The organism is Kribbella sp. CWNU-51, assembly GCF_054073265.1.
In genome coordinates, this window is the sequence record NZ_JBSXMZ010000004.1 from 1 (window position 1) to 24,596 (window position 24,596).

At 69.0% G+C, this 24,596-nt stretch carries 21 protein-coding genes and 1 pseudogene; 9 read left to right on the forward strand and 13 right to left on the reverse strand.

Annotated elements, in window-relative coordinates; translation table 11 throughout:
• Positions 1 to 230: 230 nt before the first annotated feature.
• From ACXC9Q_RS02135 to ACXC9Q_RS02155, 5 genes are all read right to left on the reverse strand, one after another.
• The gene (locus ACXC9Q_RS02135) at positions 231 to 542 is read right to left on the reverse strand and encodes a hypothetical protein (protein ID WP_457054758.1); all 312 of its coding nucleotides are present in this window, start codon (positions 540 to 542) and stop codon (positions 231 to 233) included.
• An 85-nt stretch (positions 543 to 627) separates the two neighbouring features.
• Positions 628 to 963, reverse strand: coding sequence for an STAS domain-containing protein (locus ACXC9Q_RS02140; protein ID WP_457054759.1), 336 nt, complete (start codon positions 961 to 963; stop codon positions 628 to 630).
• Positions 956 to 1,720 carry a GAF and ANTAR domain-containing protein gene (locus tag ACXC9Q_RS02145; protein ID WP_457054760.1) on the reverse strand — a complete coding sequence of 255 codons (765 nt, stop codon included), beginning with the start codon at positions 1,718 to 1,720 and terminating at the stop codon, positions 956 to 958. Before ACXC9Q_RS02145 ends, ACXC9Q_RS02140 begins: the two co-directional genes overlap by 8 nt.
• 53 nt (positions 1,721 to 1,773) lie before the next feature.
• Complete coding sequence (locus tag ACXC9Q_RS02150; protein ID WP_457054761.1) at positions 1,774 to 2,952, reverse strand: PP2C family protein-serine/threonine phosphatase; 1,179 nt, start codon at positions 2,950 to 2,952, stop codon at positions 1,774 to 1,776.
• Positions 2,949 to 3,752, reverse strand: coding sequence for an alpha/beta fold hydrolase (locus ACXC9Q_RS02155; protein ID WP_457054762.1), 804 nt, complete (start codon positions 3,750 to 3,752; stop codon positions 2,949 to 2,951). The genes ACXC9Q_RS02150 and ACXC9Q_RS02155 overlap by 4 nt, the downstream gene beginning before the upstream one ends.
• Positions 3,753 to 3,906: 154 nt before the next feature.
• Here ACXC9Q_RS02155 and ACXC9Q_RS02160 point away from each other — a divergent pair, with 154 nt between their 5' ends.
• The 3 genes from ACXC9Q_RS02160 (at position 3,907) to lhgO (ending at position 7,401) form a co-directional block, all read left to right on the forward strand.
• Positions 3,907 to 5,268, forward strand: a complete 1,362-nt coding sequence (locus ACXC9Q_RS02160; protein ID WP_457054763.1) for a protein kinase domain-containing protein — start codon at positions 3,907 to 3,909, stop codon at positions 5,266 to 5,268.
• A 27-nt stretch (positions 5,269 to 5,295) separates the two neighbouring features.
• Complete coding sequence (locus ACXC9Q_RS02165) at positions 5,296 to 6,123, forward strand: aldo/keto reductase (protein WP_457054764.1); 828 nt, start codon at positions 5,296 to 5,298, stop codon at positions 6,121 to 6,123.
• Positions 6,124 to 6,195: 72 nt separating this feature from the next.
• Positions 6,196 to 7,401, forward strand: a complete 1,206-nt coding sequence (gene lhgO / locus ACXC9Q_RS02170; RefSeq protein WP_457054765.1) for an L-2-hydroxyglutarate oxidase — start codon at positions 6,196 to 6,198, stop codon at positions 7,399 to 7,401.
• 84 nt (positions 7,402 to 7,485) lie between these two features.
• Here the strand turns inward: lhgO and ACXC9Q_RS02175 are convergent, their stop codons facing one another.
• Positions 7,486 to 8,241 carry a FadR/GntR family transcriptional regulator gene (locus ACXC9Q_RS02175; protein WP_457054766.1) on the reverse strand — a complete coding sequence of 252 codons (756 nt, stop codon included), beginning with the start codon at positions 8,239 to 8,241 and terminating at the stop codon, positions 7,486 to 7,488.
• A 245-nt stretch (positions 8,242 to 8,486) separates the two neighbouring features.
• Between ACXC9Q_RS02175 and ACXC9Q_RS02180 the strand changes: the two genes are divergently transcribed.
• From ACXC9Q_RS02180 to ACXC9Q_RS02195, 4 genes and pseudogenes are all read left to right on the forward strand, one after another.
• Entirely contained in the window at positions 8,487 to 9,620 is a 1,134-nt protein-coding gene (locus ACXC9Q_RS02180; RefSeq protein WP_457054767.1) for a mandelate racemase/muconate lactonizing enzyme family protein, read from the forward strand.
• Positions 9,621 to 9,651: 31 nt separating this feature from the next.
• Complete coding sequence (locus tag ACXC9Q_RS02185; protein ID WP_457054768.1) at positions 9,652 to 9,954, forward strand: SDR family NAD(P)-dependent oxidoreductase; 303 nt, start codon at positions 9,652 to 9,654, stop codon at positions 9,952 to 9,954.
• 14 nt (positions 9,955 to 9,968) lie between these two features.
• Positions 9,969 to 10,552 (forward strand): annotated as a pseudogene (locus ACXC9Q_RS02190) (enoyl-CoA hydratase/isomerase family protein).
• 98 nt (positions 10,553 to 10,650) lie between these two features.
• Complete coding sequence (locus tag ACXC9Q_RS02195; protein WP_457054769.1) at positions 10,651 to 11,412, forward strand: carbohydrate deacetylase; 762 nt, start codon at positions 10,651 to 10,653, stop codon at positions 11,410 to 11,412.
• Positions 11,413 to 11,477: 65 nt separating this feature from the next.
• Here ACXC9Q_RS02195 and ACXC9Q_RS02200 read toward each other — a convergent pair whose 3' ends face one another.
• The 5 genes from ACXC9Q_RS02200 to ACXC9Q_RS02220 all read right to left on the reverse strand — a co-directional run bounded on the left by ACXC9Q_RS02200 (position 11,478) and on the right by ACXC9Q_RS02220 (position 17,831).
• A complete protein-coding gene (locus tag ACXC9Q_RS02200) occupies positions 11,478 to 12,395 on the reverse strand; it encodes a hypothetical protein (RefSeq protein WP_457054770.1) in 918 nt (305 codons plus the stop codon).
• Positions 12,396 to 12,486: 91 nt separating this feature from the next.
• A complete protein-coding gene (locus ACXC9Q_RS02205; protein WP_457054771.1) occupies positions 12,487 to 14,043 on the reverse strand; it encodes a DUF4139 domain-containing protein in 1,557 nt (518 codons plus the stop codon).
• A 111-nt stretch (positions 14,044 to 14,154) separates the two neighbouring features.
• Complete coding sequence (locus ACXC9Q_RS02210) at positions 14,155 to 14,952, reverse strand: alpha/beta fold hydrolase (RefSeq protein ID WP_457054772.1); 798 nt, start codon at positions 14,950 to 14,952, stop codon at positions 14,155 to 14,157.
• Positions 14,953 to 14,998: 46 nt separating this feature from the next.
• Positions 14,999 to 16,303 carry an amidase gene (locus tag ACXC9Q_RS02215; protein ID WP_457054773.1) on the reverse strand — a complete coding sequence of 435 codons (1,305 nt, stop codon included), beginning with the start codon at positions 16,301 to 16,303 and terminating at the stop codon, positions 14,999 to 15,001.
• 49 nt (positions 16,304 to 16,352) lie between these two features.
• Entirely contained in the window at positions 16,353 to 17,831 is a 1,479-nt protein-coding gene (locus ACXC9Q_RS02220; RefSeq protein WP_457054774.1) for an HD domain-containing phosphohydrolase, read from the reverse strand.
• A gap of 313 nt (positions 17,832 to 18,144) precedes the next feature.
• Here ACXC9Q_RS02220 and ACXC9Q_RS02225 point away from each other — a divergent pair, with 313 nt between their 5' ends.
• Complete coding sequence (locus ACXC9Q_RS02225) at positions 18,145 to 20,097, forward strand: heparinase II/III domain-containing protein (protein ID WP_457054775.1); 1,953 nt, start codon at positions 18,145 to 18,147, stop codon at positions 20,095 to 20,097.
• A gap of 93 nt (positions 20,098 to 20,190) precedes the next feature.
• Here the strand turns inward: ACXC9Q_RS02225 and ACXC9Q_RS02230 are convergent, their stop codons facing one another.
• A complete protein-coding gene (locus ACXC9Q_RS02230) occupies positions 20,191 to 20,385 on the reverse strand; it encodes a hypothetical protein (protein WP_329476573.1) in 195 nt (64 codons plus the stop codon).
• A gap of 3 nt (positions 20,386 to 20,388) precedes the next feature.
• Positions 20,389 to 21,915: a S8/S53 family peptidase gene (locus ACXC9Q_RS02235; RefSeq protein ID WP_457054776.1), complete on the reverse strand. Its 1,527-nt coding sequence runs from the start codon at positions 21,913 to 21,915 to the stop codon at positions 20,389 to 20,391.
• A gap of 94 nt (positions 21,916 to 22,009) precedes the next feature.
• On the opposite strand from ACXC9Q_RS02235, the gene ACXC9Q_RS02240 reads away from it, so the two are divergent.
• A complete protein-coding gene (locus ACXC9Q_RS02240) occupies positions 22,010 to 24,592 on the forward strand; it encodes a CHAT domain-containing protein (protein WP_457054777.1) in 2,583 nt (860 codons plus the stop codon).
• The last annotated feature ends 4 nt before the right edge of the window (positions 24,593 to 24,596 follow it).

Consider the following 24,596-nt stretch of genomic DNA (forward strand, 5'->3'; position numbering starts at 1 on the left):
AGTCGGACGCCTTGTGCGGTGGTGAGCAGCGAACTGGTCTGCAGCCGGCCCTCGGCCGCTTCAACCGAGTGCTCCTCGGGCTGCTGTGCGGGTGCGGCCGGCGCTGCGCTGGATCGGCGAGGCGCACGGGAAGCTTTGGGCTTCGGGGGCATGGAACTCCTCAGGAACGATGCGGTCGGGTCCCGGTACCCGCGCTCACACGGATTGCCCCGGCACGGGACAGCTCTGGCTCAGGGCCGTCCTGGACGCCCGGCAGATCCCCATGGCTGGAGAGGCATGGGGCAGATCGGGTCGGTGGCGGCGTCGTTCAGGTCGTAGGCCACGAAGGGGCAGCGGGTGCAGTAGAGGTGACCGTCGGCCGGGTCGCTGACGAGGTCGTGACCGTGGGCCGGGCCGGCGGCGGGGCACGTCGTGTTCTCGATCTCGGGGCGGTCGGTGAAATGTGCGCCGCACAAGAGACAGACCGGGGTCGCGCCGGAGCGCCCCATCCGGGAGAGTTCCACCACTCGATGGCCGTTGATTTCAGCGAAGAAGTCGGTCACGACCCTCTTTCCCCGGAGAAGATGTGGGCGCTGTCTCCCCAGTGCCCCGCGCCGCGATTTCTACGCACTCCAGCAAACGGATGACCTAGGCCGGTTCGGGAATGTCGTCGCGGATGACCAGGAGACGGTGCAGCATCGTCAGCTTGATCGTCGACTCGAGCTGCGGCCGCAGCCGTGCCAGGCACAGGTTGCCGCCGGCGTCCTCGGCCAGTTTGTGGAGCCTGACGAAGACTCCGAGACCGCTCGAGTCACAGAACGCCAGCTCCGCCAGATCCAGGATGAGGGAGCGCCCGGCCTCAGCCAGCGGCTGCACGACCTTCAGGAAGCCGGCCGTGGTGCCGAAGTCCAGCTCGCCGGAGATCCTGACCACGACGTCCGCCCCGCGGTCCAGAACGTCGACGGACAGGTGCTCGTCACTCACCGTGCGTGCCTCGGAGCTTCCGGGTGTCGATCAGTTCCTGCGCGACATCGCGCAGTTTGGTGTTGTGCTGCTGGGAGTAGCGTTTCAGGATCTCGAACGCGTGGGTCTCGTCCAGGTCGAAGCGCTCCATCAGAATGCCCATCGCCTGTCCGACGAGCTTGCGCGCGTCCACCGCCGCGGCCATCGTCTCGTCGTCCCGCGCCGAGGCAACGGCCACCGAGGCATGCCGAGCCAGGATATGGGCGATCGCTTCGTCGTCCGCGGTGAACGCATTCGGCTGGGTGTTGAACAGGGACAGCACACCGATGAGCTGCTCGCTGGCCCACATCGGCACATGCAGGGCCGATCCGACCCGGTACTGCGCCACCCGTGCGGTCCACGCCGGCCACCGCGTCTCGGTCTTGACCTCGGCGACATAGACCGGGACTCCTTCGGTGAGCGCGGCCAGGACCGGGCCCTCGCCGATTTCGCACTGCAGTTGATAGAGCTCGCTGACCAGGGGGTCGGTGACCGCGGCGATCTCCCAGCTGCCCCGCAGCGTGAGCATGACACCGGCGTACGAACAGGCCTCCGCCTGGAGGGCGAACTGCACGACTGCCTCGACGGTCTCGGTCATTCCCTCCGCGTGGTGGAGTTCGACCGCGAGGCGGGCGAAGGCATCCGCTCCGAGCGCCGCACGGTCGTCCGTCGCAGCCGACTCGGACGGCGGGTTCGCGCTGTGGCTCCGTACGCCGGAGAGCCGAGCTGAATCGTCCATGCGCATATGATGCCTCGCCCCCGAATGCCGTTCGGACACGGCACGGAATCAGTTCACAGATCGTCGCCCGGGCGAATCGGGGCTCCGAGAGCGAGCAGAGCAGTGTCGTCGGCCAGCCGTGGCCCGAAGCCGGAGAGTACGTCGGAGAGTGCTCCGACGAGTGCATTCGGTGACGTTCCGGCGTACTGAATGGCGAGCGTTCGCAGGGATTCCGGGCCGTAGAAATCGCCGTTGACCCGCGCCTCGGTCAGTCCGTCGGTGTAGAGCAGCAACATGTCGCCCGGCTCGAGCGTGACGTCGGTCTGCGGGAACTTCGAGGACGGCAGGATGCCGATCAACGTGCCGTCTTGGCTGAGGAGGAACTCGCAACGTCCGTCAGCCCGCACCAACAGCGGTGGCGGGTGACCTCCCGACGCGAACCGTACGGCGACCTGGCCGGTCACGGGGTTGCTCCGCAGCGTCCCGAAGACCGCCGTGCAATACCGCAGGTCTCCGCCGGCATACCGCTCATGCAGTACGGCGTTCAGCGTCCCGAGCGCCGCAGCCGGGTCATGCATTGCCGCGGCTCGCAACGTGTAGCGAGCCACCGAGGTCACCGCGGCAGCGGCAGGCCCTTTGCCGCACACGTCGCCGAGGAAGAAGCCCCAGCGTTCACCGTCGATGGCGAACACGTCGTAGAAGTCGCCGCCGAGTTCGTCGGGTGACGCCGTGTGGTAGCACGCCGCGGTGGCCAGTCCCGGCACCGTCGGCATAGTGGCCGGGAGCAACGATTGCTGGAGGACGGCCAAGGCGTCCTGCAGCCGGGCACGATCCGCCTCCGCCTGGCGTCGTGCCTGCTCGGCCGCCTGGCGTTCTCGCAACAGTTCTTCCTCGTAGGCGCGCCGGATGTGCGCGTCGAAGATCGTCGTCCGGATCAGCACCGGCTGGTCGTTGTCGTCGTACCTGACGACCGACGACACCAGGATCGGCATCCGGGCACCGCCGGTCTGTTTCAGCTCGAGGGCGACGCCGCTGACCTCACCTTGCATCCGCAGCAGGGGAGCGAAGTGGGTCTCGTGGTAGAGCTTGCCGCCGACGGTCAGCAGGTCGGGGAACCGAAGCCGTCCGACCACTGCATCCTGGGGCAGGCCCAGCCAGCCCAGCAACGTGCTGTTGACCTTGACGATCGTGCCGTCCATCGACGTCGACAGGAGGCCGCAGGGCGCGGCGTCGTACGCCTCCTCGTCGGTCACCTCAGGTCCGCGAGGAAGTCCACGATGGCCTTGTTGGTGGCGTCGGGTGCCGACAGGTGCGGGCAGTGACCGGTGGCGTCCAAGGTGACGAGGGTCGAGCCCTCGACAGCGGCGTGCACGTACGCGCCGACCTGTCGCGGGGAGATGACGTCCTGGGCCGACTCGAGGATCAACGTCGGCACCCGGACTGTGGCCAGATCGGCACGGGAGTCGGACAGGAACGTCGTCCGCGCGAAGACGCGGGCCATCGCGGGATCGGTGGCGCAGAAGCTGTTCGTCAGTTCCTCGTTGAGCTCGGGACGGTCCGGCGTACCCATGATGACCGGAGCCATCGCGGCGGACCAGCCGAGGTAGTTCGACTCCAGCGAGCTCAGCAGCTCGTCGATGTCCTGGACGCTGAAGCCGCCCTGGTAGTCACCGTCATCGACGTAGCAGGGGGAGGGGGCGACCATGACCAAGGCGCCGAAACGTTTCGGATCCTTCTGCGCGGCCAGTACGCCGATCATCGCGCTGACCGAATGGCCGACGAACACCGCTTCGGTCAGGTCGAGCGCGGCAGACACCTCGACCACGTCCTCGGCGTACCCATCGAGCGTGGAGTAGCGCTCCTCGTTGAAGGCCGACAGATCGGACCGGCCGGAACCGACGTAGTCGAAGAGCACCACCCGGTGATCCGCGGCCAAGGCAGGAACAGTCAGCCGCCACATGTTCTGGTCACAGCCGAACCCGTGAGCCAGCACCACCGGCGGCCCGTCCTGATTGCCGGTGACGACGACGTTGTTCCTGCGCAGGATGTCCACCTGGCCATCCTCGCAGCCGGGTCCAGCCCGGAGAGGCCTCGACTGCCGGCGGCGAGATTCCCGCGACCTGACGTCATCCACAGACCGATCCTCCCTGGAGCTTCAAGTAGCGTGGGACAGGTTGGTTCGCGGTGGTGCTGGGTACGGGGGGCGAATGCTGGTTGCGAAGCGTTACAGACTGGGGCCTGCTCTCGGGCGGGGCGGTATGGGCGAGGTCTTCCGCGCCACCGATGAACAACTGGGACGTGTGGTCGCGGTCAAGTTGCTGCTGCCGTCCGGTCACGATGCGCGCGGCGCCGCGCGATTCCAGCGTGAGGCGCGAGCCGCCGCGAGGCTGAGCGACCCGCACGTCGTGTCCGTGTACGACTTCGGCCACCACGGCGACGGCTTCTTCCTAGTGATGGAGCTGGTCGAAGGGCGGACGGTCGCCGCGGAGCTCGCCGAGCGCGGACCGCTGCCGAAAGAGCGTGCGATCGACATCATCGAACAGGCCGCCGCGGGCCTGGCCGCCGCGCATCGCGAGGATGTCGTCCACCGGGACGTGAAGCCGGGCAACCTGCTGCTGGCGGCGGACGGGACCGTCAAGGTCGCGGACTTCGGTATCGCTCACGTTCCCGGTGACGGGTCGAGCACGCTGACGGCGACCGGCCAGATCATCGGCAGCACGCACTACCTCGCGCCCGAGCGAGCCAGGGGCGGGCAGGCCGGCAAGCCGTCGGACGTGTACGCGCTGGGTTGCGTGCTGTACCAGCTGGTCACCGGTGAGCCGCCGTTCACGGCCGAGCACCCGACAGCGATTCTTTACCAGCACGTCGACACTCCTCCGGCGCCGCCGAGTCTGACCCGCCCCGAACTCGGTGGACCGTTCGAGACCGTTCTGCTCCAGATGCTCGCCAAGGAGGCCGCTGACCGGCCGTCCGCCGCCGAGATCGCGGCCGGCGCCTTGCGCGCCGAGGCACTCGGAGCCGACATCGGTCCCGTCGTCGTCCCCGTTGCCGAGGTTCCGAGCGTCGCCACCAGCCCACTCGAGCCGGTGGAGCCGCCGAACCGGATGAGCAGGAAGACCGTGCTGGTCGGAGGGATCGCCCTTCTCGCGACGGCAGGGGCAGTGGTGGCGGGAGTCTTGCTCAACGGCAACGACACGAGATTGCCCCCGAGCACCGAGGTCGGCCCCCAACAGGGCACTACCTCCGCGACGCCGGGGTCGAACCCTGCCGCGACGAGCACCGCATCCACGACCGGCCCCACCCGCTCCGGTACGGCGAGCCGCGCGAACCCGACCACTCCGTCGCAAAGCGCCTCCCAGCCGGCGACGTCGAGCACGCCTACGGCCGGCACCACCACGACGTCGCCGAGCGCGTCCAGCCAGCCCAGCACCACTCCCAGCGCTCCCAAGCAGGGAACTCCGTCGACGGGAACCTCTCCCTCGAGCACGCCTCCGACCGACACCCCCACGCCGAGCGCCCCGGCGTCAGACACTCCATCTCCAAGCGCGACGGCGCCGGCAGCGGACTAGGCTCCTGCTCGGAGTCAGGAGGCATGGGTGAAGGAGCTTGTCGGTCGCGTCGCCCTCGGGGTGGCCGGCCTGTCATTCGCACCCCGCGATCGCTCCGCTGATCTGGCAACGATCCGAGCCGGCCTCGCCGCGGGTACGGCGATTCTCGACACCGCCCGCGCGTACGCCCACGTCGACAAACCCCTGTACGGCGAGGAGCTGGCCGCGGAAGCCGCCCGGGGTACGAGCGCGATCGTCGGGACCAAAGGTGGTCACTCGCGAACCGGGGCGACTACCTGGGACGCGGATATCAGCGCGCCCCGGATCCGGTCCGACGTCGAGACGAGCCTCCGGGTCTTCGGAGGCGAGCGCCTCGATCTCTACTACCTCCACAGAGTCGACCTGGCCGAGCAGCCTGTGGAGGAGGGGGTCGGTGCTCTCGCGTCGCTCCGTGATGAGGGCAAGCTGGCCCGGATCGGCCTGTCGAACGTCGGCGTGGCCGAGCTCGAGAGAGCGTCCACGGTCGCTCGCGTCGACGCCGTACAGAATCACCACAGCGCCATGGGACGCGAGTCGCTCGAGGTGCTGGCGTGGTGCGAGGCCAACGGGGTGCCGTTCTTTGCCTACTCACCCCTTCGACCTGCGGCCGCGGCACCCCGGCTGACCGCCCTGGCCGACGCCCGTGGCGTCTCGCTGCAACGCCTCCAGCTCCGCGCCCTGCTGGCCTCGTCACCCGTGTTGTCGGTCATCTCGGGCGCAACCCGACCGCAAACCGTCCTCGATTCCCTCGCCGCAGAGACCGAGCCCTGGGACGAAGCCCTCGAGATCGCGTACGCCGAGGACCTCGCGTTGGTCGCGTCGGCACCGCCGACCTGACCCGGCGGAAACTGTATTTATGGCCCGCATTCCGCCTCTTGTTGACAGAGTAGGGGCGTCCAGGAGGGTTCGATGGGATCTGTGGTGAGGACTTCGGTCGTGGTCGGCGGCGGGATTGTCGGTCTGGCCGTGGCGAGGGCTTTGCAGCGGCTCGATCCCGGGACGCCGGTCGTCGTCCTCGAGAAGGAGGGGTCGGTCGCGGCGCACCAGACCGGCCACAACTCGGGGGTTGTCCACTCGGGGCTGTATTACAAGCCTGGATCCCTGAAGGCGCGGCTGGCGGTGGCCGGGGGAGCGGCGCTGAAGGAGTACTGCGACGAGAAGGGCATCCCGCTGGAGGTCCCCGGGAAGCTCGTCGTCGCGACCACGGACGCCGAGTTGCCGCAGCTCGACCGGCTCTTCGGCAACGGCCAGCAGAACGGCGTCCCGGTACGACGCCTCACCCTCGACGAGGTCGCGGAGCGCGAACCGCACCTGCGCGTGAAGGGTGCCCTGGCGGTCGACTCCACCGGTCGGGTGGACTTCAAGCTCGTCGCCGCCGCCCTGGCCGATGACGTCCGCGCGGCCGGAGGCGAGATCCGCACCGGGGTGACGGTGACATCGATCGAGAACGCGGGCTCGGTCGTCCGCGTGCGTACGACCGACGACGTGATCGAAGCGGATCGCGTCGCCGTCTGTGCCGGCCTGCACAGTGACCGGCTCGCGCGTGCCTCCGGCCTCGAGCCTGGTGTCCGCATCCTGCCGTTCCGCGGCGAGTTCAGCGAGATCGTCCCGGAGCGCGCCTCGCTGGTGAGGGGTCTGGTCTATCCGGTGCCCGACCCCGATCTGCCGTTCCTCGGCGTCCATCTCACACGGGGCATCGACGGCATCGTCCACGTCGGGCCGAACGCCGTACCCGCCCTGGCCCGGGAGGGCTATTCCTGGTCGAAGATCGTCCGTCGGGACCTCTGGGAGTCCATGACGTATCGGGGTACCTGGCGTCTCGCGCGGCGGTACGGGAAGACGGGTGCCAAGGAAGTGATGCGCTCACTCACCGGCCGGGCGCTCGTACGGGAGGCCCAGCGGATGCTGCCCGAGCTGCGAGTCTCCGACGTACGACGCTCTGGCGCCGGCGTGCGCGCACAGGCCGTCACCCGCGACGGCAAGCTCGTCGACGACTTCCTCTTCCTTCGCGACGGCCGGACCCTGCACGTCCTCAACGCCCCGTCCCCGGCCGCCACCGCCTGCCTGACGATCGCCGATCGCATCGCTGCGGAACTGTCAGCAGACCGAGCCTGAAGGAAAGACCGCGGTCACCTGCGTGCTGACGAAGCCCCGGTTGTTGTAGCCGGTGCCTTCGGACGGTTGGCCGGAGTGCCAGGTTCAGGCGGGTGGGGCGGTCGGGCGCCGGCGCTGCCAGGCCGACCGGATGTGATCGGCCATCGCCTGCGCCGCGCCGGGCGCGTCGCGGTCGAGGATGCGGTCCAGGATGATCCGGTGCTCGCCGTTGGTGACGGTCACGGCCTCGATGCTGGGGTGACCCTGGTAGCGCAGGCTCGTGCGCGCCTGACTGTGCACGGAGCTGACGATCGAGCGGGCCAGCCGGTTGCCGGAGGCGGCCATGATCCGGTCGTGGAACTCCACATCCGTCTCGATGAAGATCTCCGGCCGGGCGGTGTCGACCTCGAGCCGGTGGTAGATCGCCTCGAGTTGCGCGCGGTCCTCGTCGGTCGCCAGCAGGGCGGCCTGGCCGGCGAGGTCGGACTCCAACGCGCTGCGGACGCTCACGAGCTCGTCGAGGATGGTGAGGTTCGAGTCGTGCCTGACCGCCGCGGCCAGCACGGCCGAGTCCAAAAGGTTCCAGTGCGAGTCGTCGCGGACCACGGCGCCGATGCCCCGGCGGACCTCGACCAGGCCCTTGGCCTCGAGCAGTTTGAGCGCCTCCCGGACGGTGATCCGGCTGACCTCGAACTGCTCGACCAGCGCGGCCTCGGGCGGCAGAGCGGCGTACGGCGGAATGTCGCCGGAGACGATCCCGTCCACGATGGAGTCCACCAGCAGATCGGCCAACCGGGCCGGACGTCGCGCGGCCGCGGCCGGGGCGAGTCGCACGGTTGCCTGCCGGCCTTCAGTGGCCACGCTTCCTCCAGGGAGCTGCTCGGGCGTCCACTGGATTGTCACCCGAAACCAAGCTGTCAACAAACCCTTGACAACAGACAACAGACAACTAACAATCGACGCCGAGACTGCACCCACGAACCGGGAGCAGGACGGCGTCATGCCGATCGCCTCAGATCCGACCACCCGGTGGACAGCGCCAGATCACCGCCGGCTCGACCAAGGGGTAGCGCATTCGCATCACGGGATATCGCACCGCCACGACGGTGCACGACTGGGGCAGACCCATCGGTGACGCCAACGGGGCAGTGGACTCCGGCAGGACGTCGGTGCCGGTCGTCATCCTCACCACCGACGTCGGCCTGGAGGGCATCGGGCTCGGATCGTACGACGGCATCGACAAGGTATTCCCGGCACTCGACGGGCAGGACCCGCGCGCCGTGGCCGCGTTGTACGACCGCATGCTCGCGTGGGTCTTCAAGCGTGGTCACGCCGGCGCGGTCTTCGGTGCGATCGGTGCGCTGGACATGGCGTTGTGGGACCTGAAGGCGAAGGCCGTCGAGCAGCCGTTGTGGCGACTGCTCGGCGCGCGCGATCACGTCGTACCGGCGTACGCCTCCGGTCTCGACGGACCCTTGGCGGACGAAGAGTTGGCGAGGCTGCACAAGCGGTTCGCCGAGCGCGGCCTGCAGGCGGTGAAGGTCAAGGGCGGTCTCGACGTGGCCGCGGACCTGCGTCGGCTCGGCCTGGTCGCGGAGCTCTACCGCGACACCACTGGTCAAACGCCAGCATTGATGCTCGATGCGAACGAGGCCTGGTCACGCAAGGAAGCAGTGCGGCACATCCGGCGGATCGAGGAGCATGTCGACCTGGCCTGGGTCGAGGAGCCGGTACGGCGCTGGGACGTCGACGGACTCGCCCTCGTCACGCAGTCGGTGAAGGCGGCCATCGCCACCGGCGAGAACCTCACCGGACTCGAGCAGTTCCGGCCGTTGGTGGCAGCCAACGCCGTGGACATCGTGCAGACCGGCAGCGTCTGGGGCATCACGCACTTTCTCCGGGTGGCGGCGCTGGCGCACGCGTTCGACCTGCCGATCAGCCCGGTCGGGTACAACGTGAACCCGCTGGGTCATGCGGCGGCCGTCGTACCCAACCATCTCGCGATCGAGATCCAGGACCTGGCGGCCCCGATCGGGATCACCGCGGACCAGGAGGTTGCCGACGGCCACCTTGTGCTGGGTGAGTCGCCCGGGCTCGGCTACACCGTCGACGAGGACGCGATCGCCCGGCTCGGCGGCGCCGCCGACTGGGGTGACAACGCCGGACCGCACGTGCGACCCGATCGGGCCGGCCGCCGGCTGATCGGCAAGCCCGCGATCCGGCGGGGTGACCAGGTTTGAACTCCACCGGTAGGTACGGAGTGGACGCAGCATGACAACACACGCGGTCGGTGATAGCAGCGCCGTGGTGACGGGCGCCGGGGGTTCGCTCGGGCGGGCCACCGCGCTACGCCTCGCGAGCGACGGTTATGCCGTCGCCCTACTCGATCTTCCTGGGGAAGGGCTGGCCGAGTCCGAGGCCGTGGTCAAGGCAGCTGGCGGGCGACCCGCCGTACTGCCGATCGATGTGCGCGACTCGACTGCACTCGTCACCGTGATCGGTGCGGTCGAGGATCGGCTCGGCCCGCTGCAAGTACTGGTGAACAACGCGGCCACGTCGCGGTCATCACCCTGAACCGGCCGGCCAAGCTGAACGCCGTCACCAGTGCGATGTCCGACGCACTGGTCGAACTGGCACAGCATTGCAACCAGGACGACGACATCCGCGTCGTCGTACTGACCGGCGCCGGCGAGCGGGCCTTCAGCGCCGGCTCGGACCTCCGCGAGCTGGACAAGTACGCGACACCGTGGGCGTTCCGGAACCGCGAGGACTACTGCGACTCGCTCAAGGTCCTGCGCAAGCCGGTGATTGCCGCCGTCAACGGTTACGCGCTCGGCGGCGGTCTCGAGACCGCGCTGATCTGCGACATCTGGATCGCCTCGACGACCGCGTCGTTCGCGGCGGCCGAGGTGACTGGGGTCTGGTGAGCGAGGTGGTGGAGGCCGCCGCGCTACTGCCTCGTGCGCTCGAGTTGGCGACGACCATCGCGGCCCGCGCTCCGATGGCCGTCGAGACGGCGAAGGCCAACTTGTCCGCGGCGTACAACCTGCCGCTCGATCAGGCGGTCCGGTACGAGCGCGACATCCAGACGGTCTGCTTCGCGACGCAGGACGCGGCCGAGGGCAGGGCCGCCTTCGCCGAGAAGCGCCCACCGAACTTCACCCGGGCGTGAGGTGGATCAGGCCTGGTCGGAACCCCCGCCGCTGATCGCCGGCCATCGGCTTGGGGTACGGTCGTGTTCCGGTTCGTTCGCTATCCCCAGGAGTGCACGTGGCTGGTGAAATCCGACTGATCGTTCAAGGCGACGACTTCGGCATGGTGCATGCCGTCAACGCCGGCACCCTGCAGGCGTTCCAGGAAGGGATCCTGACGCAGGCCTCCACGATGGCCGCGTGTCCGTGGTTCACCGAGGCCGCGGCGCTGGCGCGTGAGTCCGGGATTCCGCTCGGCGTCCATCAGACCCTGACCTGCGAGTGGGACTATCTGCGGTGGCGGCCGCTGACCGATGGACCGTCGCTCGTTGGTGCGGATGGCACGTTCCTCCGGACGGTGGCCGAGGCCAAGGCTTCGATCACCCATGCCGACGCCGTCCGCGAGTTGTCCGCTCAGGTGGCGAAGTTCGCCGCGGAGGGGCTCACTATCGACTACCTCGACGTCCACATGGGCCAGTCCGCGCCGGACGCGTACGACGAAGTCTCGGCCGCGGCCGGCAAGCCGTTCATCTACGGTCCGGTGGAGTCGCAACGGTTCGCCTCGATCGAGACGCTGAGCGACCGCGATGCGGCAGTCAAGAAGACCTGGGTGCTCGAGCACATCGCGGGCCTGACGCCGGGCGTGCACCTGCTGGTCACCCACTGCGCTCTCGCCGAGCCTGAACTTGGTGCGCTGCACGCGCCCGGCAGCGACACCTACCGCTGGGCCGAGGAGTACCGGCTCTCGGATCAGGCCATTGTGACCGACCCCGAGGTTCGCAAGGCGATCGAGGAGCGCGGCATCGAACTGGTGTCGATGCGCAACGCGTTCTCCGACTGACGCCGAATGGCCGGTCCGCCCAGCTCGAGTGCGGTCACACGAGTTGGGCAGGACCGGCTGCGGGGTCAGCCGTTGAGCGTGTCGTCTGTCGGCGCCCAGCGGAAGTACTGCGGGTCGGAGAATGTCAGCGGGACCTTGCCCAGGCTCTTGATCACGGTGCTGCTGCCGTTGGTGTGGCCAACGGCGTACAAGTAACCCGATTGCGTGTCCCGATCGATGCCGAGCAGCAGCGTCCCGTTCGTGCCGCACTTGGTCGCGATGAGTTGCTCGAAGCCCTGCCAGGTCGTGCCGCGGACCGTTGCGGCCTTCGGCACGCTCAGGTAGCTGGTCGGCCAGGTGACCGTGATCAGCGTGCCGGCCCGGGTGTTGGCGAGGAACGTCTCGGCCGTCGGCGTACGGCTGATCAGCGCCATCAACTTCACGGTGCTGAGTCCACCCACGCCGCCGGTCTTGCGCCACCCGTTGCCCTCGGCAATCCAGCGGTGCAGGGTGCCGTCGGTCTGCTGGCCGTAGAGCAGGGTCCGGTCGTAGTCGGCGGGACCCGACTGACGGTGTACGGACTCCTCGATCCAGCGGAAGTTGCCCCAGCCGCCGCCGACGAGGAGATTGTTGTGCGGGTAATGCGGGTCGATCTGGACCTGGCCGTCGACGACGTACGAACTGGAGTACAGGGCGCCGCCCATGACGGTCAGCCCGGAGCGAGTCTCCTCGTTCCCGTGCGGCCAGCCGACGAACGTGCTGGTGTGCTGGACCTGGTTCGGCTGGAACACCCCGGCCGTCCCGCGCACCCCGCCGATGGTGATCGGCGCCGTCGCGTTGATCATCCGGCTGGTGTGTGCCCCGGTCGCGGTCACCGAGCCGAGCCGCAGCGCACAGGCCGCGGTCGTCGTCGACGCTCCGGCCTGGGCGGGCGCGACTGCCGCGACCCCGAGCGCCAGTGCGAGTACCCCGGCCGAAGCCAGACCCACAGTCTTGCGAAGCATCTGGATCCTCCCCCTCAAGCGAAGGCCGTCCGGCCTTCGTCGTACGGGTTGGATTACGGCCGCCCCCGAAAAGTTCGCCGCACTTCGGCGCTCAGTCGCGCCAGCCGGTGAGTTCGACGGACTTGCCGGTGTCGACCCGGAAACCGAGCTTGATCAGGAGCTCCTGGCCGGCGGCCAGGTCGAGCTTCCAGGTGACGACGCCGAGCTCGGTGGTCTCGGCCGGCTCGGGTTCGGCGGTGACCGGCTTGACGGTGATCTCGTGGTCGCGCGACACCGGCAACTGATCGAGCACCGTCACCCGGGCCTTGCGTGGGGTGTGGTTCTCGATCCGGGTCTCGTACTCGACCTCACGCCGGCGGGTCGATCCGAGCGTGGCCTTGGTCGCGTTCCGGCGGACGAGCTTGCGCTCGACGCGGATGCGGTCGTCCAGGCCGAGGGCGAGCTCGACGTCCTCGCCGGGAGCCCAGATCGGCAGCGCGGCCGAGCCCACGAAGTCCGCCTCGTGGAAGACGGCGGCCTTCCCGGCGGGCAACGTGTGCGTGGACGAGTTGACGACCGTGGCGCGCAGGTGGACGTCGGTCGACCGGACCGGCGCGGTGATGTAGTCCAGCTCGGCGTCGAGGTCGATCGAGGCGATCGTCGCGCGGTGGGAGGCGCCGTCCGCGGGCACGGCGACCGGCCGGGGCGGCGTGTAGGTCGCCGCCGTGACGCCCTGCTCGACGGTCGCGGACTGCTCGACCCAGTCGGGCGCCTTGGCTGATTGGAGGCTCTCCCGTGCGGCGTTGGACGCCCGCCTGGAGTCGAGACTCAGCGGCACGCCGGCCGGCACCGGTGGGTGGAAGCGGTCGAGGTACCAGGGGTCGAGCTCAGGGACCTTCGCCGTCGCCGTCGGACGGGCGGTGGACAGAGTGAGGTCGCACTCGGGCCAGTCCTCGCCGGTGCCCTGGCTGACCAGGCCGTACCACGTCAGTGTCAGGCGTTCGCCGGTCAGGCGTACGTCGTACGAGCTCCCCCAGCCGGCGGCGGGTACGACGTACGACAGCTCGATCTCCACCTCCGCCTCGCTCTCCAGGGCCAACGTGACAGCGGCCGAAAGGCGGTCGGGCGTGCGTTGCTGCGCAATCGCGGCGAGCCTGCGGTCGGCGGCGGCGAGACGGTCGTCGGCATCGTGCCGCAGCTTCGCGAGCTCCCGTCGCTTCGACCGTACGGCGGACAGCCGGGTAGCCAGCGACTCGGTGAACCCGCTCAGCTCGGTGGCGGTCTCACCGGAGGCCAGCGATCGCGCGAAGCTGCCGCCGGCCCGACGAGCGAGCTGGGTCAGGAACGCGTCGAGCTGGGCCTGGACATCATCGTCGTCGGCGAGCTCCGCGACCTCGGCCTGGGCCTCGCGCCGCTGCCGCTCCAGCTCGGCCACGGTCTCGTCCGGCGCCTGCGGATTGTGCCGCATCGCCAGGTCCACCCCGAGCACGGTGGCCGGTCCGCGGCCGGCGACCCGGATCGAGTCCTTCTCCAGGATGAGCGGCAGCGGCTCGACGTACACCGTTTGGTCGCCGGCCGGCAGGATGACCTTGCCGCGCCGGGTGATCCGGGCCCTGTCCGGATAGACGGCGACGGCGACGATCGGAGCGTCCACCAAGAGTTCGGTCATGCCCCGACAGTAGCCCGCGACTCGGCCAGGCGACCTCCGCATCGACGGACCTGCGAGCGTCCAGTCAGGTGGTGTCCCGGTCGATGGCATATGACGATGCTAGGCCTGAGGTCAGCGGTCTGCCGCGACGAAGTCCAGCAGCAGTTCGCTCGTCGTCTCGGGAGCTTCGAGCATGGGGATGTGCCCGATCCCAGGCAGCAACTCGACCCGCGCGTTCGGTACGGCGTCATAGTCGTGCGCCGACGACGGATCCCAGCGGGGGTCGGCAGTACCGAACGCCGCCAGCACCGGTACGTCGAGGTCGGCCAGCCGGTCGGGCACACTTCGTGCGGCGATGTATTCGCCGTTGCAGCGCAGCACCGCCGCGAACGTGCTGTACGTGAGTCCTCGGAGCTCGGTGACGAGATCGTTCGGGATGTCCACCGGGCGGGCGCACGTCACGTTGATCCCCTTGCGGATCATCTTCTCGGAGCGCAGCGCCCAGACGAGTCGGCCGATGGGCGGCCACGCCAGGGCACGCATGAGGGGCGGCTGCGGTAGAAGTGCATCGGGTCTCGGGCCTGTGCTGAGCAGTGCGATCGCCTTCACCAGCTCGGGGCGTTGTTCCGTGAGTGAGGTCGCCACGTAGCCGCCGCTCGAATGTCCCACCACAGTGACAGAACCGAGGCCGAGGGCATCGATCACCCTCGCGACCCGGGCCGCCTGCGCCGGCACGTCGTACGACGCCGCGGGTTGGGAGTGGCCCATCCCCGGAAGGTCGACCCGGACGACGTGAAGGTGGCCGGCAAGCGCCGGGACCACTGGCGCCCAGCACGCCCCGGACGCGCCTGAACCGTGGATCAGCAGCAATGGAGGCGCCTTACGCGGGCCGTCGTGGACCACATGCATCCCGTCCGAGTACTCCCTCATGGACAACACGATGCCACGACTGCCAACGGTCGCACTTGTACAAATGTCAGCTCTCGAGTGCCGTGGCAAGGGTCAGCAGGGTCGCCTCCGACCCGGGACGCCCGATCAGTTGTACGGCGAGCGGGAGACCGTTCGCGAACCCGACCGGCACCGCGACGGCGGGATAACCGGCAAGGTTCCAGGCCTGACAGAACGGAACCGTGCGCGCCGACGCGAGGTAGGTCGCCAGATAGCCTTTGCCGTTCAGCGCCCCCGCTGCACCCGGCCGGCGAGCGGTTACCGGTGTGACGAGTACGTCGTACTCGGCGAAGAACGACTCGGCTCGCCGCAGCCAGCTGTCCGCATCATCCGGGCGTGGTTGCTTGCGGCCCCGTCGGACCATCGCCCGGGTTCGGCCTTCCAGCTGCGACGGGTCGAGGCCGAGCCGCTCGGCCTCCTCCGCGATGCCGGCCAACCAGGCGTGGCCCCACACGGTGAGCAGCGTCGCTGGATACTTCGGGTCCGCAGGGACCACCTCATGGCCCTGCTGGGTCAGCCGCTCGGTCGCGACCCTGGTCGCCGCCTGCTGGTGGGCGTCGGTCCGCGCCAGCGGGGAAGGGCTCTTGATGGAGGTGGCGACCCGGAGCCGGGTGTCGTCTGCCACCGGGATGGGTGTCGCGCACAGGACTTCGAGGACCAGCCGCGCGTCGCGGGCAGCTCGGGCGAGCGGCCCGGTGACGCTGAGGCCGTGCCAGTGTTCGGCAAGATCACCGGGCAGCGGTGCCAGCCCTCGAGTGGGCTTGACGCCAACTAGTCCGCAGTACGCCGCAGGCACTCTGACCGAACCGCCGCCGTCCGTACCGATGGCGACCGCAGCCATGCCGGACGCGACCGCTGCTGCTGCACCACCGGAGGAGCCGCCGGGGTCGAGCGCGTGGTCGATCGGGTTGCGGGTCACGCCGTACGCCAGCGATGAGGTGAACGCCCAGGCCGCCAGCTCCGGCATCCGGGTGGTACCGACGACGACGGCACCGGCCAGGCGGAGCCGCGTGACGAGCAGGTCGTCCTCGGGCGCGGCGTACGCCGAGGTGGCCGCCGACCCGTGTCGGACCGGTTCGCCGGCGATCGCCATGTTGTCCTTGAGCGCGATCGGTACGCCGGCGAGCGGCAGCTCGCCTCGACGCGGATCCTGGTCCACCGCGGCCGCGTCGGCCAGTGCGCCCGCCGACCGCACGGACTGGAAGGCGTTGAGGGATGGATCGAGCTGTCCGATCCGGGCGAGGTGTTCGCGGGCGACGTCGACTGCGTTGCGCCGACCGGAGCGGACGTCGTCTGCGAGCTGCACCGCGGTGTCGAAGGTGATGGTGTCCATACCTCGAGGGTCGGCGACCGGTGCTCCCGGTCGGTATCGGGCGTTCTCCCTACGGGTCGAGCCAGCCTCGCCTCTGAGCGTGTACCACCGCGGCGACGCGCGTCGAGACACCCAGCTTGGCGTAGGTGTGCTCGAGGTGCGCGTTGACGGTCTTCGGACTGACTCCGAGCCGGCTGGCGACGGCCTGGTTCGTCAGTCCCTGCGCGACCAGCGTGAGCACCTCCTGCTCGCGGCCGGTAAGTCCGCCAGGTGTCTGACGCTTCGACGAAGAGCCATCCGCGACTTCGAGGACCGCGTTCACAGCTGCCTGGTCCAGTCCGTCCTCCTCGAGCAGGTGGTCCCGTTGCCGGCCGGGTGACAGGGCGCTGCGGTGCGGACGGTCCTCGCCCGCCGTGGCGAAGCAGTCCGCGGCGGCGAGGATCGCGGCGGCCGGGGACAGGTTCGGCAGGCCGCGGTGGTAACCGCTTCCGTTCACCCGCTCGTGATGCGAGCAGGCGACGTCAACCAGGTCGGCGAGCACCGGTACCCGGGCCAGCACCCGCTGTGTGTAATAGGGATGGAGTCGCACCTGCTCGTACTCCGGGTCCGACAGCGGCCGGGGGTTGTTCCAGATCCGGGCCGAGACCGCCACCTTTCCGATGTCGTGCACGAGGCCGGCTCGACGTACCCGGGTCACGGTCGTTGCCGGCAGCCCAGATGCCCGCGCCGCATCGGCGGCCAGGGTGGCCACCCGGTGCGAGTGCCCACGGAAGTACGGCGACTTGCCGTCGGCAACTATCGCGAAGACGGCGAACGCCTGGTCGGGGTCGCGCACGACCTGCTGAGGTACCGGCTCACGGTCCAGGACGGCGGCCACTGTCGCGGCCTCGGGGACCAGGGCGGGGTCCCAGCTGTCGGCGACCGTCATCGCCGCCCACGGATCGAGTGCGCCGCCCGCGCGTCTTCGCAGCTCGCGAGCTGTGTCGGCGCCGGAGCGGTCGAGCAGGTCGGCGAGATGCACCGCCTGCCAGAACGCCAGCGGTGCAGCCAGTTCACCCTTCACAAGGCCGGGGTTGCCGTGCCCGTCGTACCTCTCGAAGACCTGGCCGAGCGCCGCGATGACGTCGTCGCCGAGCCCCACCTGCTCGGCCACCGACCGGGCGACCTCGCAACTCGTTGTTTCGTGGCCGTGGATCGTCGCCGGTGCCTTGGCCAGGAAGCCCAGCACCCGGTCGGGCCGCGACCCCACCACGGTCCGTGCCCGGCGTACGACGTCGCGGAGATCGCGCGTGTCGGCAGCGGCGAACGTTCTGCTCACGAGCAACTCGTCCCCGAGGGCCGAGAGCTCCGTGGCGGTCGTACTGCACCCGACGAACCGCAGCAACGACACCCAGAACAAGGTCTGCCGCTGTTCAGCCGGCAGCCCCGCGCGCTCGGCGAGCTCCATCGCCGTCACACACGACCGCAACCCCTGTCCGTCGTCAAGCCCCCGCGCCAGGTCGCTCGCCAGACATACCCCAGCAAGCAACTCGGCCAGCCGAAACTCCATACCCACAGGCTCGCACAGCGCAGAGCGCAACCTTTGGCGGCTTGGGTGCATCGAGCAGGTGTGGGGGATCGCGGTAGGGGGTGGTGGTTCTTGGTGAGAGAGCTTCGGCAGTCACGTTCGACCTGAGCTGCAGGTCGGACCTTCGTTAGCGGCGAGTGGATTCCGCGGGTGCCCGCGTGCTTGCCGATGGCAGGACAGATCTGGCAGGCAGTGCCTGAGCCCTGTCCAGTCGTGCATTCCGGCTCTGGCGCGCTCGCGACCCGAGCATCGACAGCGTCGCCGCGGTCCGGCGACGGTGGGGGAAGGACAAGTCATGCGATTCATGACCGCGGCCGGTGCGGCCGTCGGGATCGCCGTTCTGGTACTGGGGGCGGGAACGGCAACAGGAACAACTCGAACACCAGCGGCCACGCCGGGCATCACGATCGTGCCCGCGCCGCCGGGGCCGGACGAGGCGGAGTTCGTGCCGGGGCAGAGCAACGTCGTACCCCCGACCGCGCCGCCGGCCACGGACATCGGAACGGGCAAGGTGCAGTCGCTGGCGGCGCCGTTCTACGCGTGTCCCGGCTTCAGCGGGATCCAGACGACGAACCCGTTGGCGAATCTGTACGCGGACAAGTTCCAGTGGGGACCGTACGCGGCGTACAAGGTCGGTAATGGCGGCGGCAACATCAATTGGGCGTTGAACCCGTACAAGAACGCGAGCTGGTACATGTGGTTCCACTCGCTGCGCTGGCTCGGCCAGGGCATCGTCGCGGCCGGCCAGGGCAACCTGACCGCGCTGACCCGGGTGAACACCATCGCGTACGACTGGTACCGCGACAACCCGTATTCGTGGAAGGCGAACGTGGGTGCGTGGGAGTCCACGATGCACCGGACGAACGTGCTGATCTGCCTGCGGCAGGCCATCCTTTCCGGGCTGAAGGTGACCACGTTGCCGACCAGGTACGCCTGGGTCGACGCGGCCCTGCTGAGTCACGCGAGGTTCCTGACGAACTACTGGAGCGGTGCCTGGAACCACGGCACCGACGAGAGCATCGCGCTCTTCGGCGTCGGTTGCACCTTGAATCGGTCCGACTACAAGAAGCTGGCCCAGCAGCGGCTGGGGATCGGCATCACCACGTCGATCGACGCGCAGGGGTCGACGAACGAACAGTCGACCGGGTACGCCGCGTTCAACTACTCGCTCTGGGGCCGCGCGATGGCCGTGCTGACGAACTGTGGCGTCAGTCCCGGTACGACGATCGCGACCAGGCGAGCGCTCTTGGCCAAGTGGCTGACCCTGGCCACCAACTCGCTCGGCAAGTTGCACCAACTCGGTGACACCGAGGTCCAGGCGACGTACCCGTGGCCGGGAACTCCGTTGGAGTACGCCGGCTCCCTGGGGACGAAGGGTACGGCGCCACTGTGGCGGGTCGGGATCTACTCGAACGGCTACGTCTTCGGCCGGACCGGCTGGGGTACCGATGCCGCCCGAGGGTTCGCGGGCGAGTCGACGTACAGCATCAGGTTCGGTCCGGGGCGGGCGTTCCATGGGCACTTCGACCACACCAGCATCACCTACACGGCCCGTGGGCGGGACATCGTCATCGACGGCGGGTACGCGGCCTACAACGCCGGTGCGTATCGAACCTGGGCGGTGAGTCCCTCGGCTCACAGCGTGATGACGACGCCGCTGTCGACGTATCTGAACCCGGTCACCAAGCTGACCGCATCGTCGGTGAAGGCGAATGCCGAGTCCTATCAGTTCGTCGACGCACCGGGGAGCGGGATCAGCCGGGTCCGCTCGGTGCTGGTGCTGAAGGGCCCGGACTTGATGGTCACTTGGGACCGTGCGTCGGCGAAGACGGCGCAGGCGTTCCAGACGCTGTGGCATCTGCCGCCGGATCAGAAGGCGACCGTGATCTCGCGGACCACCGCGGTGGCGATGGCACCGGGTGACACGACCAAGACGGTCCTGTTCCAGATCCCGTTCAAGCAGGCGCTCCCCGCGGGCGCGACCTTGGTCAAGCAGGCCCAGACGAACCCGATCCAGGGCTGGTCCTACCCGAGCAGCTACGTCCGCAAGTCCGCCCCGACCCTGCTCCTGGCGCGCTCCGGCAAGACGGCGTCCATCCTGTCGTTCGTCGTACCCGTCCGGGCTTCCGGCTCGGTCAGTTACACCGTCCGCCAGTCCGGCACCACCTTCATCGTCAACCTCAACATCGGCGGCCAACGCGCCACCATCGGCATCTCCGGAGGCGGCTCGCTGTACCGTGCCGGCTAGCTCGCAGGACCCGAGCTAGTTGCCTCCAGCAAGTATCATGACCAGGGAAAGAGGGCAGGCGGCGCCATATCGGCGTCGCCTGTCCTCCGACTGTCAGTCGACGGTCGTGGACGTCAGGTCGACTCCGCCGCTGGATGCATGGTGCAGGGCCGTCCGGTCGCCGTGGTCGATGATGGTGAGGTCTCCGCTTGCCCCGTCCACCACGACCCGGCGGCCGCAGCCGTCAAGACACTCGAACAGCAGACCGGCAGGGCCGGCCGTGCACTCCATCCGATGCGTTCTGGCCATGCTTCATGACAGCACCCTGCATCCGCACGCGCAATCGCATCCGGCACGGCACGGTTCGCGAGGAGTGCCGCACACCTGGTGCGGCAGCAGCACCGGCCCGACGCCCGCCACCGCCTGGCTGCGGGCCAACCGCAACAACGCCTCTGCCGCCTGGGGAGCGTTTTCACCCTTCGCGGACATCCGTGCCGCGATCATCCCGGCCACCAGTGGCGTCGAGAACGACGTCCCACTCCAGTTCGCGAGCCCCGCGAAATGCCTCTGCTCATCGACATGGGGCTTTTCGACGCACGTGTAATCGCCGACCGCGAACGCGTTGACCAAGTCCTCGCCGGGCGCGAACACGTCAACCCAACCGCCGAAGTTGGAGAAGTCCGCGCGGCTGTTGCCGTCCGCGGACAGAGCGCCGACCCCGATCACCCACGAGTACGCCCCGGGGAACGTCGGCAGCTGTGTCGTGTCGTTTCCGGCCGGCGCGAGTACGACGGCGTTCAGATGGCGCAAACGCTTGTCATAGAAGGCAGTGAAGGTGTGCATCGGGCGATGGAACCGGGTGAAGCCGTCGAACTCGCAGACGATGATGTCCGCACCCAGGTCCAGCAGGTCGCTCATCTTCGCGATGATCTCGTGCTCGTACGCCATCCCCGCGTACGGCCGATGGTCGATGTACTCCGCCTTCTTGACGCACACTTTCGCCTTCGGTGCCGTGCAGCGCACGCAGCCGGCGACGAACGTGCCGTGGCAGGAGTACGGCTGGATGTGTCCTTTGGGTCCGCCGAACGGCACCTCGGGGTCGCCGCAAACGCCGGCCATCCACGGCCACCGCTTGGGTGCGTCCTCGAGCAGACCGCCGTCCACGACACCGACTATCACCTCATGGCCGTCCCATCCGTGCTTTCCGCAACAGATCCCGTTGCTGACCGGCGGTATTGGGCTCATCGAGTGGCTCGGTACTTCCGCCGGCTCCGTCGCCGGGCAGGGATGCCCGTTGCCGCACAACGAGAGCGCATGGTCCGGGGTCGCCTTCCCCACACCGAGGACCTCGTCCAGCCGGCGCAGTACCGTCGGCGTCGAGAGTGCATCGTGATCGTCGTGACGGCCGTCGTAGGTGCCACCGAGCTGGTCGCCTCCGTATTTCCCGGGCCTGCCCGCCGCTGCGAAGGTCCTGCCATAGCGCCAGACCAGCCCCGTGACACCGTCGATCACGGGCAACCGATCGATCGCCACGTCTCGGGGAATGATCGCTCCGACATCGTCACGACGCTTCGACGCTGTCTGGTCATCAGGCATCGGTTCTTCCCGCAGCGCGTCGAGCACCAGGTCCAGGTCCTCCGTGCGGACGAGGATGGTGTCCCGGCGGTAGAAGTACTGGACGTATCCGAGCTCTTCCCAGTTGTCCGGGTACGCGGCCGTGGTGCCGTGCCACCGTTCGTGTCCGTCACCTCGCTTCTTGCGACGGCTCGAACGCTCTGCGGCGTCAGGGTCGTCCAGAATGAGGCTCAATGCTTCGTTGAGGCGTTTCTGCGGTGGCATTTCGTCCCCTCCATCGTGAATATTTCGGAGAATACACAGGGGGCGGCGTATTACGATTCGAAGGTGTGTGGATAAGGGGAGGGCGGTTTTTGTCGTGGACGCCGACGAATTGCACGCGCTTGCACTCTCGCGGCCCGCTGACGCCCTGCGGATCGCCCGCGACGTTCTCGCGAACTCCCCATCCCACTCCGAGGCAGCGGCAGCCCATCAGGCGGCGGGTGTCGTCCACCGCGACTTCGGCGACATCCATGAGGCGGTGACCGAGCTCCGAGCGGCGTACCGGCATGCCCGCAAGGCGTCGGATCGAGACCACGAGGCGGACATCCTGGCCAGTCTCGGCGTGGCTCTGGTGATGGCCGGTCACACCGAACGGGGTGTGGCCGCGCTCAACTCGATCCCGCGCGGCCGCACCGGTGTGCTGGCCGGCCGCATCCTGATTCGGCGCGTCTGGGTGTGGGGCGCGGTGCTCGGCAAGTACGACGAGGCGCTGGCCGATGCCGAACAGGCGGTTGCGTTGCTGAGCGACACCGGCGACCTGGTCTGGGAGGCTCGGGCGCTGACCCACCGGGCGATGGTGCTGCTCGCGATGGGAGCGATCGACCGTGCCGACGAGGACTATGCCCACAGCGAAGAGTTGTTCGCGAAGTGCGGTCAGCAGGCCGAGTACGCAGACACCCGTCAGGCGCGTGGCGCCGCGGCGTTCGCTCGCGGTGACCTGCCGACAGCGCTGATGTACGTCGACGACGCACAACGGATGGACGAAGAGCTCGGCGTCCTCGAGCCGGACTTGTTCGCCAACAGGTGTCTGGTGCAGCTGGCCGCCGGCCTGACCCGAGAGGCACTGACCGAGATCAACAACGCGCTCGACCGGATCGAACAGCAGCGTGGCTCGGCGGCGCGACGCGCGGAGTTGCTGTATTGCGCCGGACTGGCAGCGCACGCCGCCGGCGCTCTGGATCTGGCCGGAAGCCGCAGCCGCGACGCGGTGAAGCTGTTCCGCCGCCAGCAGCGTCCGTGGTGGGCGGCGCGCGCGGAGCTTTCGCTGCTCCAGTCCCGCTATGTCAGCGGCGATCGGACGGCACGCCTGCTGCGCACCGGCCAGCGCGTCAGTGCCGAACTCGACGGCCTCGACCCAGACCTCGCGACAGAGGCGCACCTCCTGACCGGCCGCCTCGCTCTCGCGCGTACCGACCCGGCCGAGGCCCGACGCCACCTGAAAGTCGCAGCTGGAGCCAGGAACCGTGGCCTGCGGGCGCGCGGCGCCGGTTGGCTCGCCCAGGCCACACTCCACCAAGGCGACGGCCGGTCGCGCGCGATGCTGGCCGCCTGCCGGCAAGGTCTGAACCTGATCGAGATCTACATTCGCACCCTGGGCGCCACCGAACTGCGCGTACTGGCCACCGCACAGGGCGCCGAACTCGCCGCGATCGCGCTGCGGTACGCCGTCCAGCGCGGCAACGCCCGGCAAGTCCTGGACTGGAGCGAACGCTGGCGCGCCACGGTGCTCGCGATCCCGCCGGTCCGGCCCCAGGCCGACGACGACCTGGTCGCCAACCTTGCTGCGCTGCGCGACCTGACCCACCGACTCGAGGCCGGCCACGATCACCGGCTCGGATCCGGCCCGCTGCATCGCGAACGCCGCCGCCTCGAAAACGTCGTACGTCGCCGGGTCCTGCTGACGCCCGGCACCGCCGGCGACCGGTCCGCCCAGTTCCGCAGTGCCGACCTGCTCGATCACCTCGGGAACCGCACCCTGGTCGAGCTCACCGACGTCGACGACCAGTTGTACGCCGTGGTCGCAGCGCGCGGACGGGTCCACCTCATGCCGGTGGGCCCTACCGCGCTGGCGACTCATCGCCTGTCCCACGCATTGTTCGCGCTGCGACGGGAGGCGACCGGGCGCGGTACGCACCAGCTCGACCTCGACGCCATCGGAGCCCGGCTGGAGGCGGCTCTGCTGGGCGAGGTGGTCAAGCATTTCGACGACGGCCCAGTGGTCGTCATACCGACGGGGCGGCTGCACGCAGTGCCGTGGAGCCTGCTGCCGTCGTTGCGGAGCCGGCCGACGTCGGTGGCCCCGTCGGCCGCGGCATGGCTGCGCGCTCGGGACGCAGTACCGCCGTCGGCCGAGCGGGTGGTCCTGATCGGCGGTCCCCAGTTGTCGACAGGACTGGAAGAGGTGCGATCCCTTTCGGACCTGTATCCGGACGCGGTGGTGCTCACCGATGGCGATGCGAAGGCAGAAGCGGTGCTGGAGGCGATGGACGGGGCGTCCTTGGTGCATGTCGCGGCGCATGGCACGTTCCGCGCCGACAGCCCGCTGTTCTCGGCGCTCGAGCTGGATGATGGGCCTCTGACGGTGTACGACCTCGAACGGCTCGAACGGGCGCCGCACCGAGTGGTGCTGTCGAGTTGCAGCTCGGCGCTCGGCGGACCAAGTGGTGCGGACGAGTTGCTCGGTCTGGTCAGTGCGTTGGTCGCTCTCGGATCGTCCGGCGTGGTGGCGAGCGTCGTACCGGTCAACGACCCCGCGACCGTGCCGCTGATGCTCGGGCTGCACGGCAGGCTGCGCGCCGGGGACGATCTCGCCGGGGCACTCGCCCTGGCCCGGGCGTCGGCCGGCGTGGGCCGGCAGGCGCGCACGGCTGCACAGTCCTTCATCGCACTCGGAGCCTGACGGC

What these genes read in the sequence shown, in the direction of transcription:
- ACXC9Q_RS02145 (WP_457054760.1), bottom strand. Translation starts at nt 1,720, where the DNA reads ATGGACGATTCAGCTCGGCTCTCCGGCGTACGGAGCCACAGCGCGAAC.
- ACXC9Q_RS02160 (WP_457054763.1), top strand. Translation starts at nt 3,907, where the DNA reads ATGCTGGTTGCGAAGCGTTACAGACTGGGGCCTGCTCTCGGGCGGGGC.
- lhgO (WP_457054765.1), top strand. Translation starts at nt 6,196, where the DNA reads ATGGGATCTGTGGTGAGGACTTCGGTCGTGGTCGGCGGCGGGATTGTC.
- ACXC9Q_RS02185 (WP_457054768.1), top strand. Translation starts at nt 9,652, where the DNA reads ATGACAACACACGCGGTCGGTGATAGCAGCGCCGTGGTGACGGGCGCC.
- ACXC9Q_RS02200 (WP_457054770.1), bottom strand. Translation starts at nt 12,395, where the DNA reads ATGCTTCGCAAGACTGTGGGTCTGGCTTCGGCCGGGGTACTCGCACTG.
- ACXC9Q_RS02205 (WP_457054771.1), bottom strand. Translation starts at nt 14,043, where the DNA reads ATGACCGAACTCTTGGTGGACGCTCCGATCGTCGCCGTCGCCGTCTAT.
- ACXC9Q_RS02210 (WP_457054772.1), bottom strand. Translation starts at nt 14,952, where the DNA reads ATGAGGGAGTACTCGGACGGGATGCATGTGGTCCACGACGGCCCGCGT.
- ACXC9Q_RS02215 (WP_457054773.1), bottom strand. Translation starts at nt 16,303, where the DNA reads ATGGACACCATCACCTTCGACACCGCGGTGCAGCTCGCAGACGACGTC.
- ACXC9Q_RS02220 (WP_457054774.1), bottom strand. Translation starts at nt 17,831, where the DNA reads ATGGAGTTTCGGCTGGCCGAGTTGCTTGCTGGGGTATGTCTGGCGAGC.
- ACXC9Q_RS02225 (WP_457054775.1), top strand. Translation starts at nt 18,145, where the DNA reads ATGCGATTCATGACCGCGGCCGGTGCGGCCGTCGGGATCGCCGTTCTG.
- ACXC9Q_RS02230 (WP_329476573.1), bottom strand. Translation starts at nt 20,385, where the DNA reads ATGGCCAGAACGCATCGGATGGAGTGCACGGCCGGCCCTGCCGGTCTG.
- ACXC9Q_RS02235 (WP_457054776.1), bottom strand. Translation starts at nt 21,915, where the DNA reads ATGCCACCGCAGAAACGCCTCAACGAAGCATTGAGCCTCATTCTGGAC.